Raw genomic sequence first — 14,719 nt, forward strand, 5'->3', positions numbered from 1 at the left:
TTGGCGTGCGCCCCACTCGGGAAGCCGGCATTCTCGTCGAGCTCGGCTGGCCGGAGACTCGTATTCAGGACACACAATCATCGTCATGGCATTCCTGGCGGACCGCCACGCGATCGCGTGCACGGGAAGCACCTTTGCGATCGGGCACGTCGTTTCGTTTGAGAGCCGCGAGAAACCGCATCGCAGCCTGGAGCATCCGGTTGCGGTCGATCTTGTGCTTGTAGACGAGCCGGGATCGAGCACTGTCCGTCCGCTGCGCGCCAGGCTTGGCCGATGCAGAAGGCTGCAGCCGCGCGGCAATTCCATCCGTTCCGACATCCAGGCGCGCGATGCCGAGGGCGCGGCAATCCAATCCGATCCGCGCCGTATCGATCAGGCCAGATGCTTCCGGCGGCGGAGGACCGAAGCGAAGCTGCATGTCGTCCTCGATATCGTCGATCTCCGCGGCAGTCTCGGCGTGGGCCAACCGCGCGTAGACATCGAGCCGCGTGGTCTGGTCCTGCACATAGTCGGTCGGCAGGAACGCCGGCCGGTCGATGTGCAGCTCCGGAAGCCACATGTCGGCGGCGCGGTGCGGCCGGCCGCTCAACGCGCGCGACAGCAAGTCGTGGTAGAGCGCAGGGCCGAAGATCTGGACGTGCCCGGCCTGCTGCTCGGACAACAGATCTCCCGCGCCACGCAGGTCGAGATCTCGTGCGCTGATCTGAAATCCGGCGCCGGTCCAGCTCAGCTCCTGAAGCGCGGTGAGCCGCTTCTCGGCGTTCTCGCCCGGCTCGTCCGTGAGCAGGTAGGCAAATGCCCGAATGCCGCCGCGTCCGACCCGGCCGCGCAGCTGATGCAATTGCGAGAGGCCGAAATGTTCGGCGCCCGAGATCAGGATCGTATTGGCGCGCGGAATGTCCAGCCCGTTCTCGACGATGTTGGTGGCGAGGAGCACGTCGGCCTCGCCTGCGACGAACCGCATCATCTGCGCGTCGATGTCCCGCCCCGGCATCCGCCCGTGGATCACGGCGACGCTGAGCTCGGGGACGGCATGGCGAAGGCGCTCCTGCATCGGCGCGAGATCCTTGATCCGTGGACAGATGACGAAGCTCTGGCCACGCCGCCGATGCTCCCTCCGCAACGCCATCGCCAGCGTGGAATCGAGCGAGGACGCGACCTTGGTGACGACGGGGCGCCGCTGCACCGGCGCTGTCGCGATGACGCTGAGATCGCGCAGGCCGGCCAAGGCTGCTGCCATGGTGCGAGGGATTGGCGTGGCGCTCATCGTGAGCGTGTGGACGCCGGCCCGCAACGCAGAGAGCCTGGCCTTGTCGGCAGCGCCGAAATGCTGCTCCTCGTCGATGATGACGAGGCAGAGATCGGCAAATACGAGGTCGTCAGCAGCCAGCGCCGTGGTCCCGATCACGAGCTCGAGTGAGCCGTCCTCGAGTTGCCGTTTGGTGCGGCGCGCCTCGGCTGCCGAAGACAGCCGTGACAGCTGGCCGACCCTGATGTCGAACGGCGCGAAGCGTTTCTCGAAGGTCTGAACATGCTGGGCCGCAAGCACCGTGGTCGGAACGATGAGCACGACCTGGCGGCCTGCGAACACGGTCGCCGCGGCGGCCCGCAGGGCAACCTCGGTCTTGCCGAATCCGACATCACCGCAGACAATCCGGTCCATCGGATGTCCCGCGCCGAGATCTCTCAGCAGGTCCTCGATGGCCGCCGCCTGATCCGGCGTGACGAGATAAGGAAAGCGCGCGACGAAGCGCTCATAGGCAATGGCAGGAGCCGCGATGCGCGGTGCCTCGGTTCGCCGGCGCGCGCGGATCAGTTCGGACAGCGTCTCGGCAGTCTGGTCGATCTCACCTTCCGCCTGCAGGCAGCGGGCCGCCCAGGAACGTCCGTCGGCATCGTCCAGCCTGACGCCACTCGGATCGCGCGCGTAGGGCCAGATCAGCGCGAGATCGCCGATCGGCACCAGGATCGCCTCGCTGTCGGCGAAGACCAGGCGGATCATCTCGCGCGTGCTGACATCCGGCGCAGAGACGAGTTCCAGCCCTTGCAGCAGCGCGAGCCCGCGCTGCAGATGAATGACGGCACTGCCGGGCACAGGTCTGGTATCCAGACCGGCCGCTGTCGCCTGCTGGCGTGCCATCGGTTGAAGATGGCGTGCCCTGCTGCCGAGAACCTCGGCGGCGCTGATGACCATCAGAGGCCGTGTCGTACCGGTTGCAAAGCCGCGCTCGAGATCGACCAGCAGCGAGGTGGTCGCACCTCGGGGCATTCGCGCTGCAGCCGACCAGTTCGCCCGGCGTTCGGTTTTCAACCCGGCGAGGCGCTCCATGCGCTGAAGATCGCGCTCGGTACCGGCGGCGAACATGATCCGGACGCCGCGCTGACTGCAGCTCGCAATGAATCGCCGGAGCGCCGTCCGGGCCGATCTCTGCTGGGCGAAAGGTGGGATCGGCTCGAAGTCAGCTGTTTTCGGCAGAACTTCAGCCGCGCGCAATGCGCGCTGCCAGGCGGCGCGGCCGATGAATGCGCGTTCGCGATGGCCGGCATCGACGGCGCTCTCATCCAGCGCGGCATGTCGCACATCGGCACGCTCCGGCACCTCGGCATCGACGATGATCTCGACGTTGCCGAGATAGGTGAAAATATCCACCAGGGCCGTTTCGTCGCTGATCTCTCGCTCCGACATCCGATCGATGACCAGCGCGTCGACGGCGGCGATCTCGTCCTGACGCACCGGATCGAAGAAGTGGATGGCACTGATGATGCCGTCCGGATGATGGATCCTGACCGGGCCGAGGGCGCCGGCGGGAAACAGCTCGGTGGTCTGGCCATGAAACAAAGCGCCTCCGGGAAAGTCGGGCGGCTCCTCGGGATCATAGCCTGCAGCGGCCAGACAGCTGCGGAAGTCGTTGACGTCGATCGATTGCGCGACGGCGACATGCAGGCACGCGTCGGTCCAGCATTGCGGCGGCGGAACGCGTGGCAGCATCGCCTCGACCGTCGAGATCAGGAGCGGAGCGCTCACCCTTTCTGCAAGCCGCCGCAGCACGTGAGCGCGACGCCCGGCCACCTCGGGCGACGGCTCGGCATCATCGAACGGCAACGTATCGAAACGCGGCAGCACGAGGACGTCGCAATCGGGATCCATGGCATGGAGCACGGCCGCAAGGCGTTCGGCGCGTGCCTCGTTGTCGGCGATGAACACCAGCCCCTGCGATGTCGGTCGTTGCCGCGCGCGCAACAGATGGAGCGCCAATAGTCCGAGCGGCGCATCCGACGACGGCCGAAAACGGGTTCGCGCGGTGTCTCTGCGAGCGACAACTGTTTTTCTGGAGTTGGGTGGAGCTGATGAGCTGGCCATTGCAGACGAAACACGGAAAACTCTACGAGAGTTCCGAGGGCATCGCTTCGCGCGCGATTTTTCCAACGCCGGTCGATTCACATGGATCCGGAGAATCGCGGCGGCGCCGAGGGCGGAGATCAATGCTGATCAATCTTGGAAGCAAGAAACTCGGCCATGGCGGAAATGTCGATGGGCTTCTCCCGCAGCGGAACGTTGGGAAATTCGGGCCGGATCGACGCCTTGTCGTATCCGGTCGTGAACACGAACGGGATCTTGCGCTCGCGCAGCATACGCGCCACGGGGAAGACCATCTCATTCCTGAGATTGATGTCGAGCAATGCAGCATCGAGCGCGGGTCCCGACCGCAGCAGCTCCTGCGCCTCGGAGACGTCCGACATCGGGCCGATCACGTCGGCGTCGAGCCGCCTGAATTCACCGACGAGATCGTCGGCGAGAAAATACTCGTCCTCCAAGATGAGGATGCAGCGTCCGGCGAAGGGCTGGGAGGTGGGACGGACATTGGCCGAACCGTGCGGCGTGGGGCTCTCCCTGAAAACGAGAATAGGAACGACTTCCGGACAAGGGCCTTGTCGCGCAACGGCGCGGAGCTCGCAGAGTTCTCACGCAGCCGTTGGAGGGACCAGACCTTGTCCAACCGCGACATCATCGTCATCGGCGGCTCGTCGGGAGCAACGGCTCCCTTGAAAGACATTCTCGGGCGATTGCCCCGGGATGTTCCTGCGGCCGTGTTCGTGGTTCTGCACATCCCGGCGCGCGGGATCGGCATCCTGTCGACGGTTGTGAGCGCGGCCGGCTCGCTGCCCGTCAAGCATGCCACCCAGGGAATGCCGATCGAACATGGAACGGTCTATCTCGCTGCCCCCGACCATCACCTGCTGATCGCAGACCGTCATCTGGTGCTCGGTCGGGGCCCACGTGAGAACATGGTCCGCCCGGCGATCGATCCACTGTTCCGTTCTGCCGCGCTGCACTACGGGCCGAGGGTCATTGGAGTGGTCCTGAGTGGGCTTCTATCAGACGGTGCTGCGGGGCTCGACGCAATTAAGCGCTGTGGGGGGACGGCCGTGGTGCAGGCGCCGACGGACGCCCTGGCGGATGAGATGCCGCGGCGCGCGCTCGCGGCGAGCTCGGTCGATTATTGCCTTCCGAGTGCGGAGATCGGCGACGTGCTCGCCGGTCTCGCCAAGGCTCAGGTAAATGCGGTAGGGCCGGCTCCGCCGGACATCCGGCTGGAGGTCGAAATCGCCGCCGGCGAGCGGATCGACAGCGAGACCATGGGCACGATCGGCAGCCCGGCGGCCTTGACTTGCCCGAGCTGCGGTGGCGTCCTGTCGCGCATCACGGTCGATGAGACGCTCCGGTTTCTCTGCCAGGTTGGCCATGCCTTCACCGCGGATGTGCTCGGCAAGGAGCAGGAGGGCCGGGTCGACGAAGCAATGCGGGTCGCGCTGCGCATCATCGAGGAGCGTGTCGAACTCGTGCGCCGGATGGCGGATGATGCCCGCGCCAGCGGCCGAACCTCGATCGCGGACATGTACGACAGCAGGCGCGCCGAGTACCGCGGCTATGCCGATCTGATCAAGCGGGTCGTGCTCCAGGCGCTTGATCTGCCGTCGGCCCAGAAGAGGTGAGCTGAGATGCCGATCTGCCTTTTGCATTTCCCTGGCGCGGATACGGAAGCCGCGATTCGCGCGGAGGAGCTGCAGCTGCGCCAGGCAAAAGCCGACGTTTCGGCCGGTCAGGCGCGGCTGCGGGACCAGGAGTGTCTGCTCGTGGACATGACGGTCGGGTCCAGGACGGTGCCGGAGGCCGAGCGGTTCGTCGCGCTGTTGAAGGGCTGCCTGGTCGAGTGGGAACGGCATCGTGTGCTGATCGAGCAAAGGCTGGCTTATCTGAAGGAGCGGCACCGGCGCGAGGCGCAATCCTGACCCGACACGCCTCTCACGCGCTCCCTGGCCTCCTCAGCGCTCGCCCCGGGGCAGCTTGACGAACTGCACGCCCGATCCGGACCAGGCGAACATGCAGCCGTGGCCCTCCGCGAAATTCCTGATCCGTCCGTTTGCCACATCGTCGTGGCCGAACATCCGCTCGACCTCCGATGTCGGAAGATGCAGGCCCTGGCCTGGAACCAAATGGTCCAGCTGCATTTGCAAGAGGGGCAGGCTGAGCGGTTCTGTCATGACAAAAGGCTAGAGGACACGCGGTCGCTCGGCTTGCGGCAGATCAAGCGGCTCAAAACGTCAGCTTTCGGCGGAGGAGGCGGCATGTCCGGGGCAGTCGGCGCTATTTCAGTTGCCCGGCGCTTCGGCTAGTTTGGTTCTCTTTTGGCTGAGGCGCATTGGTTCACGGCGATATGACGGTTGGTGGTGGATCTCAATCTGGAGAGAGTCAGAAGACGCGGCGGCCCCTGATCGTCGGTGTCGGCGCCTCGACCGCCAGTCGCGCGAGTCTCGAGCGATTCCTGTCGAAATGCGCCCTGGACCAGGATCTCGCCATCGTCTTGGTGCTGCAGCATCGCGAAGTGCTGGATGAAGACTGGCTGCGCCAGGTGCTGCAGCCGCTCGAAAGCGTCAGGCTGCGCGATCTGGAGGATGGGACCGAAGTCGAAGGGCAGGCGATCTATCTCTGCCCGCCCAACGTGATCGCGACCCTTCAGGACAATCGTTTCATGCTGCGCGCAAGCCCGACGGCTCCCGGCGAACGTGCAACGATCGACAGCCTGCTGGTGTCGCTCGCCGAGGAGCGTGCGGAGCAGTCGATCGGTGTCATCCTGTCGGGCACCGGCGGTGACGGCACGCTCGGCGTCGCCACGCTCAAGGATCATGGCGGGCTCGCCATCGCCGAACGCCCCCTCGACGAGGGCGAAGAGGGGCTGAAGGACAGCAGCAGGGCCGCCGCGATCGCCGACTTCGTGCTCGCGGCCGAGGACATCCCGGATCACATTCAGGTCTACGCCCGCCACCTGCGCCGGCTCGAGGAGCGCCAGGGTTTCGACGATGTCCTCGCCGCCGCCGCTGCCTCGCTCGGCCGCATCGCCGACATCCTGCGCAACAAGACCGGCAACGACTTCCACGGCTACAAGCAGAACACGTTCCTGCGCCGCGTCCAGCGCCGCATGCAGGTGGTGCAGATCGACGACATCGCGGCCTATGTCGAGTTCCTGCGCACCGACAAGGACGAGGTTCAGAACCTCTTCAACGACCTGCTGATCGGCGTGACCGAGTTCTTCCGCGACAAGCGCGAGTTCGAGGTGCTCGAGCAGGACGTCATTCCGCAGATGTTCGCGGGCAAGCAAAGTGGGCAGCAGATCCGCATCTGGGTGCTGGGCTGTGCGACCGGCGAGGAAGCCTACTCGATCGCCATCCTGCTGCGCGAGCATGCCGCAAGGCTCGACACGCCGCCCTCGCTGCAGATCTTCGCGACTGATATCGACGGCCGGGCGCTCGCGGCGGCCCGGGTCGGCCGCTATCGCACCGACATCGAGGCCAACATCACGCCGGAGCGCTTGGCGCGCTGGTTCGTGCGTGAGGGCGACACCTATTGCGTCGTCAAGGAGCTGCGCGAGATGTGCATCTTCTCGCAGCACAACGTCATCAAGGATGCGCCGTTCTCCAAGCTCGACCTGGTGTCGTGCCGCAACCTCCTGATCTACCTGAATGCCGAGCTGCAGAACCGGGTCATCCCGCTGTTTCATTTCGCCCTGCTGCCCGGGCGTTTCCTGTTTCTCGGCAATTCGGAGAACGTGACGCGGCATCCGAAGCTGTTCGTTCCGGTCGACCGCCGCGCGCGCATTTTCAGGAAGCTCGACAATGGATCGCGGCTGCCGCCGGAATTCCCCATCACGACGTCCACCGGTCGTACGCCGGTCGAGCTGCCGGTGATCCGGACGGCGGGCTCCGATGTCGGGCTGGAGCGCAAGGCACAGCGCATCGCCGATCGCTACGCGCCCGCTTATGTCATCATCGACGGCAACTTCCAGATCCTGCATTTCTCTGGCCGCACCGGCCGCTTCATCGAGCCGACGGCCGGCACTGCCACCCTCGACCTGCTCAGTCTCGTCCACCGCGACCTGCATCTGGAGCTGCGTACGGCGCTCGGCCGTGCGCGCGACGCCAACCAGACCGTCCACGCCGATCAGGTTCTGCTCGGCGTCAACGGCCACACGGTCGGCGTCGACATCACGATCGAGCCGATCGAGGAAACGATGGACGGGCATCACAACTTCGTCGTGCTGTTCAATCATGGCCCGTTGCGCCCATCGTCGGTGCTGGCGGGCAGCAGCAACGCCCTGGTGCGCAGCGAGCACGTCGAGCGTCTCGAGAGCGAGCTGCGCGCGACGCGAGAACGGCTGCAGGCCACGATCGAGGAGCTGGAAAGCACCAACGAGGAGCTCAAATCCTCCAACGAGGAATATCAGTCGTTGAACGAGGAGCTGCAATCGGCCAACGAGGAGCTCGAGACCTCGCGCGAGGAGTTGCAGTCGGTCAACGAGGAACTGACAACGGTCAATGGCGAGCTCGGGCATCGGGTTGAGGAACTGACGCGCGCGACCAGCGACCTGAAGAATTTCTTCGAAAGCACCCGGATCGCGACGGTGTTCGTCGACAACGACATGCGGGTGATGAACTTCACACCGGCGATCACCCAGGTGCTGCATCTGGTCGAGACCGATATCGGCCGTCCCATCGCGCACATCAAGGCGAAAATCCCGATCGAGGTGCTCTACGAGGACATCCGCCGCGTCCTGCGCACGCTCGCGAGCGCCGAGCGCGAACTGACGGCACCGGACAGCGGGACCCGTTTCATCGTGCGCATGCTGCCTTACCGCAGCATCGACAACTTCATCGCCGGCGTGGTGATGACCTTCATCGACGTCACGGCTATCATCCGCGCCGAGGAGCGCCAGCGCCTGCTGCTGGCCGAATTGCAGCACCGCGTGCGCAACACGCTCGGCGTGGTCCGCTCGATTGCGCGGAGGTCTGCCCAAACCAGCGCGACGGTCGATGAATATGCCGCCCATCTGGATGGCCGGCTGGGGGCGCTGGCTCGCACCCACGCGGCAGTCACACGGGATCCGGAAGCGGGGGTCGATCTCGAATATCTGCTCGCTGATGAACTGATGGCCTACAAGGCGCGCGAGGGCGAGCAGGTGCGCATCTCCGGGCCTTCGTTGCGGCTGCAGCCCAAGGCCGCCGAGACGTTGTCGCTCGCGGTTCATGAGCTGGCGACGAACGCGGTGAAATACGGCGCCCTCAGCCAGCCCAACGGGCGTGTCGACATCAGCTGGCGCCTCGACGGGAGCGTCGATCCGTCGGAGCTGGTGTTCGAATGGCGTGAGAAAGGAGGACCCCAGGTGAAACCGACGCGACGGAAGGGATTTGGCACGGAGGTCCTCGAGCGCACGCTCGCCTTCGAGCTGAAGGCAAGAACGTCGCTCTCGTTCAATCCCGCTGGCTTGCATTACCAGATCACCCTTCCGGTCGGCCGCAGTTTCCTTCAGAGCCCCGCGACCAACAAGCGATGACCGGCGGCCGCATCAACGAGCATACGGCGGACGTCGTGGTTCGGCGGCTGCGCGCATTCCGCGCCGTCTCGAACGAAGCCGCCGCGAAGCTGGAAGACGTCGTGCGCGGCCGCATCGTTGTGGCGCAGCGGGGCAGGACCTGGCCTGCGAGGGCGATGCCGCCAGCAGCATACGCATGATCCTCACCGGCTGGGCTGCGCGCTACAAAAGCCTGGCGGATGGCCGTCGGCAGATCGTCAACTTCGTCCTTCCCGGCGATACCTGTGATGCTCAGATCTATCTGCTCGAGCGGCTCGATCACTCGATTGCGGCGCTCACGTCCATCAGCTACGCCGAGCTCGACCGCGACCGCTTCGAGAGCCTGCTCGCGGCTGACCGTCGGCTCGCCGAAGCTCTCTGGTGCGAGACGCTCTCCAATGCCGCCATCCAGCGCGAGTGGACGCTGAATCTCGGGCGGCGCGACGCCTTCGAGCGCGTCGCCCATCTGCTGTGCGAGGTGATGGCGCGGCTGCGGGTCGTCGGACTGATCGACGGCAACAGCTGCGCGTTTCCGATCACCCAGATGGATCTGGCCGACGCCACCGGCCTGTCGGTGGTCCACGTCAACCGGACGCTGCAGGAGCTGCGGTCTGCGGGTCTCATCGTGCTGCGCGACCGGACGCTCACGATCCGCGATCCCGAGGCGCTGATGGACGCGGCGCTGTTCGATCCCGACTATCTCCACTACGTGTCGACGGACTGATCGCCGCGGTCGTCGGTGGCCGGACGGAACGATGATCGCATATGGCTGATGCTCGCAGCAGGCAGCGCGCCTGTGACCGTTCTGCGCGACGCCCGCCTGCGACGGGCTCCCCAGGACGAGGCCGATTTTACCGCGCAAGTCGAGAGCCGCGTGGTGGGCAGCGTCGCTCGCGGCGCAATCATGAAGCCCGGAATGATGAGAGACCGTGTGCGATGGCCTTGGGCGGCACAGGAGGACTGCACCCATCATGGCGCGGCTCGTGTCAGATCTGCTTTGGCTGTGTTGCATGGACGATGTCATGCCTCGGCGTTCTCGCGGCGCATCCTGCGTCCGAGCTGTGCGGATGATCGGGCCCTCGAAGCGAGAGGGCGCGGGGAATGCCGGGCGCTGGCCGCACCCATGGCCCGCCTGCGAAAAAAATGCAGGCGGCAGGAACCACAGGTTCAGCCGAGACATCCCGGCATTCCCCGCGCGATGGTTTTCACGCTTATGTCGCGCTCTCCTCGGTGTCCGGCTCGTTAGCCACCGTCATCCGCAGGGATCATCACCCCTCGGACTTGACGCCAGCATCGGGGCGCCAGGACCACGCGTCTTCACGTCCGCAAGCCGCCGTTCGTCGGCGGACCCGGAGGCCCGCTGCAGCAGCTTGCAGCCACCGCATCCCGCAACCCAACGTCTCGTGACGACCGCGAAGCGCCCCTCTCGTGAGGCGGGATGGCGTCACTCAATCACATATTCCGAAAAAAAGAAATAGGAATATTTTTGAGGAGGGGGCTGGACAGGCCAAATCAGCTTGAGACTGCTGATGAAATCGGCCGCGGGGCGGAGGCTTGGTGCGTCCGTCATGAGCGGCGGAGCGACACGCTCCGCCATCGTGGCGAGCGGACGTTTCATCTGTCCGCGATTGTGGTGTTGATCGTGCTTCTCAGTCTTGTCGCGCTGTATGAGAGATGATCGTCGGAGTCGCTCAGTAGTTCCCGGTGAGACGCGACGCTGATCGATGCCGCTGTCGCGGCTCGGCATCGCCCGTGGGATATCCAGCTTCATCCGCATTGAGGAACGAATGCAAGAACCAGGACAGAATTGCAGCCCCATGCGGAAGGCGCGGGCCGCCATCCGCACGGCATCGTCAGTGTCGACGATTCGAATCGCCTGTGCCATGTGAGCCTGCCGACATCTCGCGAAGGTCGCGCTGCAAAGTTGCGGTGACGATCGCTGCATGGTCCCGGATGAAAAAATGACCGCCGGGGAACAATCGCACGACGCACGGCCCCGTCGTTTCATGTTGCCATCCCCGGAGTGCGCCGCCGTCGACATCTGCGTCGGAGAGACCGCCATAGACGGCCATTGGAACGCGCAGCTTTCGATCGGGATTGGGCTCATAGGTTTCGCATGCACGGAAATCAGCGCGGAGGATCGGAAGAAAGAGTTCCATGAGCTCATCAGTCGCAATCACATCGGGCGGTGTCGCGCCAAGTTCTCCGAGATATGCGATGAAGCGTTCGTCGGACACTGCGTGCATCAGCGGTGATCGACGCGGAAGGTTTGGCCCGCGATGTCCGGACACGACCAGAAGTTCGGGTTGCGATCCGCCAAGGCAAGCAAGGCGATGGCATGTTTCAAAGGCAACGATGCTGCCCATGCTGTGCCCGAACAACGCATAACGTGCGTGGCGCTCGGCTGCGATGGTATCGGCGATCTCATCCGCAATTTGCGAAACCTGATCTAACAGCGGCTCATGGATGCGGGTTCCACGTCCCGGATAGTCGATGGAAACTATCCTGATCTCCGGGTGGAAGAGTTGTTGCCAAGCATTGAAAACTCTCGCGCTTCCTCCCGCATAGGGCAGACAATAGAGATGAAGAACGCCTCCGGCCCGCTGTTCCCTGAGCGGTGATGCGGTGAATATATCAGTCGTCGGCATTTTTGTTGTTCCTCGAGCGCGCGATGCTACGTGCCTCGCGAAGTCAGCCGTTGTTTGTAAACGTTTTGTGGTGGCATCTCTTGCGGAGCAAATGAGGGTCATCAAAAAAAAGTTAGATCGAGTTTACAACCACAAGTGAGTTTCTACCTTACATTGGTATTGAAGTAGGGCGGTCGGTGCTGTATTAGTAAGGATATAGGATGCGGCTCGTGCTGCTCTTCCTGACTGTGCGAACGATGTGCTGTCAGGAGTGCCGTCGATAACAGGAGGGCGACCCGATGCATGCCAAGACGAAGCTGGAGGAGCCGGCGGAGGAAAACTTCATCGTCGTCATCAACGATGAAGAACAATATTCCATCTGGTCTGCAGAGCGTGCAGTTCCCGATGGCTGGCGATCGGTTGGCAAGCGCGGCACGAAGGCGGAGTGCTTGCAGCACGTCGAAGAAGTCTGGACCGACATGAGGCCGCGAAGCTTGCGTCTTCGCATGTCGGCGACGTCGTAAGCGGCGCGTTTGAGCCGCTGCTGACGTTCAGGTTCTCCGTGCGAGTGGAGGTTTGAAGTTCGGGCGTTCTTCAACCGCAAGCATGGATCCGTAGCGCGTTTCGTCTGCCGTCGTGTCTCCCGGGCATGCCGCGCAATGCCTGCGGTTCTAAAGTGGGCTCAGCCGGAGCTGCGTTCCGAATCCATGGAAGAGCCGTTGATGGCCGGGTGGGTGGGTCGTCGGCGTCTCGTTCCTCTCCCCCTCCAATCCTGACTGTATCCCTCGACAGGGTGACGTTGGTCGAGGCGGGGTGGGCTTGTCGCATACAAGTAGCCGATGTTCGCCGAACTGCCGGCGGACGTAGTTGTTGATGAGTTCGGCTGGGGAGCGAGGCCGATGATGAGTTCTAATAATGCAGTGACGATGGTCGAGGCGTTGCGGTCGAATGCGCGCGCGATGCCGGAGCGACCGGCATTCCGCTTTTTGCCCGCAGCGTCGGTGACGGTGGATATCAGCTACGCCGAGCTGGATCGGGCGGCAGTCCGACTCTCGGCGTGGCTGCGAAAACAGGGCGTCGGGCGCGGCGACCGGGTCCTGATGTTCTATCCCCCGGGACTCGACTTCGTGAGCGCCTTCTTCGGCGTGCTCTATGCAGGAGCCGTCGCTGTGCCGTTGAGTCTCCCGCGGCGCGCGGGTGGCGGCGGGGCGATCGAGGCGCTGATCGAGAACGCCGAGCCGGCACTGGTGCTGACGTCCTCGTCGCTGCTGTCTCGCATCGATGGTCTGGTCTCCGCACCAGGCCGCGCGCTGAGAGCGCTGGCGACGGACGCGCTCGTGATCGATGGCGCAGACGACAATGACTGGATCGAGCCGGCGCCAGACGAGCCGTGCGTCCTTCAATATACCTCCGGCTCGACCGGGATCCCTCGCGGCGTCGCGGTCACTCACGGCAATGCCGCCCGCAACGCGCTGCTGCTGGGCAACCTGTTGGAGCTCGACACCCGCTCGGTCTGGGTCAGCTGGGTGCCGCATTTTCATGATCTCGGCCTGTTCGGCAGCCTATGTACGTCGCTCTATCATGGCGCGACGGCGGTGTTGATGCCGCCGGCCGCCTTCGTCAGCCGCCCGGTTCGCTGGCTGGAGGCGATCTCGCGATTCGGCGGTACGGTCACGATTGCACCGAACTTCGCGTATGATCTCTGTCTCCGTCAGATCTCTGAAGAAGACTGTGTCGGTCTCGATCTGCGCCATTGGCGTGTCGCCGGGTCGGGTGCCGAGCCGATCAATCAGCAGACGGCGGATCGCTTTGCCGATCGCTTTGCACAGTACGGACTTGCGCGTGAGACCATGTGTCCATTCTATGGACTCGCGGAGGCGACGTTGCTGGTGTCCGGCGGGCCGGTCGGCCGTGGGCAGTCGGCCCTGACCGTCTCTAAGACGGAAATGAGGCGGCACAGGATAAGACAGCCGGAAAATGTGGATGATGCCTACAGCATTCCTTCCTGCGGCAGGCCAAGTCCCGAGCACCGCATCTTGATCGTCGATCCGGAAACCAAACGGCCATGCGCGCCCGACGACATCGGCGAGATCTGGATCGATGGGTCGACGACGGGGCCAGGTTATTGGCGCAAGCCGGAAGAGACCGAACGTGTCTTCGGCGCCTATCTCGCCAGTGGTGAGGGTCCGTATCTGCGGACCGGCGATCTGGGTTTCATGCGGGACGGCGACCTCCATGTCAGCGGGCGCATCAAGGACGTGATGGTGGTTCACGGCCAGAACGTCTATCCGCAGGACATCGAGTTGACGGCACGAGAAGCCGTTCCCGAGATCACCGAGGCCGCCGCGTTCACGACGATCGATCGAACGGATGAGCGGCCGATCCTCGTGATCGAGCAGCCCAGGCGCGGTTGGCGTGACAGCGCGTCGGTGATCGAGATGGTGCGCAGCGCCGTCTCCGCGCATCAGGCCATCGAGCTCACGCGGATCGTGGTGACGCAACACCGTTGCCTGCCCAAGACGTCCAGCGGCAAGATTCAGCGCTCGCGTGCGCGCGCGATGCTGGCGGAGGGGGCGCTTCCGATTCAGGCCGAATGGAATTCGGAGCTGGATGAGGAGGCGGCCGACGAGCATCGGCTCGATGCGATCGAGCTTGTGATTGCCCTCAAGCAACGGACGAATCGTCAGCAGGCGCAATCGATCGAGGGATATCTTCGCCGCATCCTCGACGATCTGGCCGGCCTCGACACCGGCAATCTCGGTGCTGATGATCCGCTGATGGCCTCCGGCGTCACGTCGCTCGGACTCATGCGGATCAAGAGCAGGATCGAGAGCGACTTCATGATTCGGATCGATCCGCGAACGTTATGGCGGGACTGCAGTCTGGCTGATCTGGCGGAGGAACTGCACGCCTGCCTGTTGGTTTCACCGCTGTGGGCCAACGCAGATGAGCTGCAGAGTCTTGCGATCGAAATCGCCGGAATGGACGACAACGAGATCGCGCGTGCGTTGAGCTCACAACGAGCCTGAGTCACGCGAGACAAACCCCGATCGCGATCCGAGGCCATCATCGATTGATCGCCTCGACCGGTCGTCAACCTTTCTCATAATCAAAAACACAATCTAAGATTGAATTTCGTCAACTGCGTCGCCGTGACGTGTTCACGCGCGATGTTGATCTCCGAGC

10 protein-coding genes and 1 pseudogene are annotated in these 14,719 nt (G+C 64.1%); 6 read left to right on the forward strand and 5 right to left on the reverse strand.

Going from position 1 to position 14,719, the window contains the following annotated elements:
- Nucleotides 1-64: 64 nt before the first annotated feature.
- Nucleotides 65-3,256, reverse strand: coding sequence for a DEAD/DEAH box helicase (locus S58_RS14260; RefSeq protein WP_244440765.1), 3,192 nt, complete (start codon nucleotides 3,254-3,256; stop codon nucleotides 65-67).
- 224 nt (nucleotides 3,257-3,480) lie between these two features.
- Nucleotides 3,481-3,816, reverse strand: coding sequence for a response regulator (locus S58_RS39465; RefSeq protein ID WP_015666032.1), 336 nt, complete (start codon nucleotides 3,814-3,816; stop codon nucleotides 3,481-3,483).
- A 174-nt stretch (nucleotides 3,817-3,990) separates the two neighbouring features.
- Between S58_RS39465 and S58_RS14270 the strand changes: the two genes are divergently transcribed.
- Nucleotides 3,991-4,995, forward strand: a complete 1,005-nt coding sequence (locus S58_RS14270) for a chemotaxis protein CheB (RefSeq protein ID WP_015666033.1) — start codon at nucleotides 3,991-3,993, stop codon at nucleotides 4,993-4,995.
- 6 nt (nucleotides 4,996-5,001) lie between these two features.
- Complete coding sequence (locus S58_RS14275) at nucleotides 5,002-5,292, forward strand: hypothetical protein (RefSeq protein ID WP_015666034.1); 291 nt, start codon at nucleotides 5,002-5,004, stop codon at nucleotides 5,290-5,292.
- 33 nt (nucleotides 5,293-5,325) lie between these two features.
- Here the strand turns inward: S58_RS14275 and S58_RS14280 are convergent, their stop codons facing one another.
- Entirely contained in the window at nucleotides 5,326-5,544 is a 219-nt protein-coding gene (locus tag S58_RS14280) for a hypothetical protein (protein WP_015666035.1), read from the reverse strand.
- Nucleotides 5,545-5,717: 173 nt separating this feature from the next.
- Here S58_RS14280 and S58_RS14285 point away from each other — a divergent pair, with 173 nt between their 5' ends.
- Together S58_RS14285 and S58_RS14295 are read left to right on the forward strand one after the other, a co-directional pair.
- Nucleotides 5,718-8,888, forward strand: a complete 3,171-nt coding sequence (locus S58_RS14285; RefSeq protein ID WP_042339464.1) for a CheR family methyltransferase — start codon at nucleotides 5,718-5,720, stop codon at nucleotides 8,886-8,888.
- A pseudogene (locus S58_RS14295) lies at nucleotides 8,885-9,630 on the forward strand (Crp/Fnr family transcriptional regulator). The gene S58_RS14285 and the pseudogene S58_RS14295 overlap by 4 nt, the downstream one beginning before the upstream one ends.
- A 720-nt stretch (nucleotides 9,631-10,350) precedes the next feature.
- On the opposite strand, the gene S58_RS37540 reads toward S58_RS14295, so the two are convergent.
- Together S58_RS37540 and S58_RS36435 are read right to left on the reverse strand one after the other, a co-directional pair.
- A complete protein-coding gene (locus S58_RS37540; protein ID WP_015666040.1) occupies nucleotides 10,351-10,791 on the reverse strand; it encodes a hypothetical protein in 441 nt (146 codons plus the stop codon).
- Nucleotides 10,760-11,554, reverse strand: coding sequence for a thioesterase II family protein (locus tag S58_RS36435; RefSeq protein ID WP_083938586.1), 795 nt, complete (start codon nucleotides 11,552-11,554; stop codon nucleotides 10,760-10,762). The genes S58_RS37540 and S58_RS36435 overlap by 32 nt, the downstream gene beginning before the upstream one ends.
- A 278-nt stretch (nucleotides 11,555-11,832) precedes the next feature.
- Between S58_RS36435 and S58_RS14310 the strand changes: the two genes are divergently transcribed.
- Nucleotides 11,833-12,057 (forward strand): MbtH family protein, encoded by a 225-nt coding sequence (locus tag S58_RS14310; RefSeq protein ID WP_015666042.1) that lies wholly within the window; start codon nucleotides 11,833-11,835, stop codon nucleotides 12,055-12,057.
- Between the two features lie 402 nt (nucleotides 12,058-12,459).
- Entirely contained in the window at nucleotides 12,460-14,562 is a 2,103-nt protein-coding gene (locus S58_RS14315; protein ID WP_015666043.1) for an AMP-binding protein, read from the forward strand.
- Nucleotides 14,563-14,719: the final 157 nt, after the last annotated feature.

This window comes from Bradyrhizobium oligotrophicum S58 (genome assembly GCF_000344805.1).
Taxonomy (GTDB): Bacteria; Pseudomonadota; Alphaproteobacteria; order Rhizobiales; family Xanthobacteraceae; genus Bradyrhizobium; species Bradyrhizobium oligotrophicum.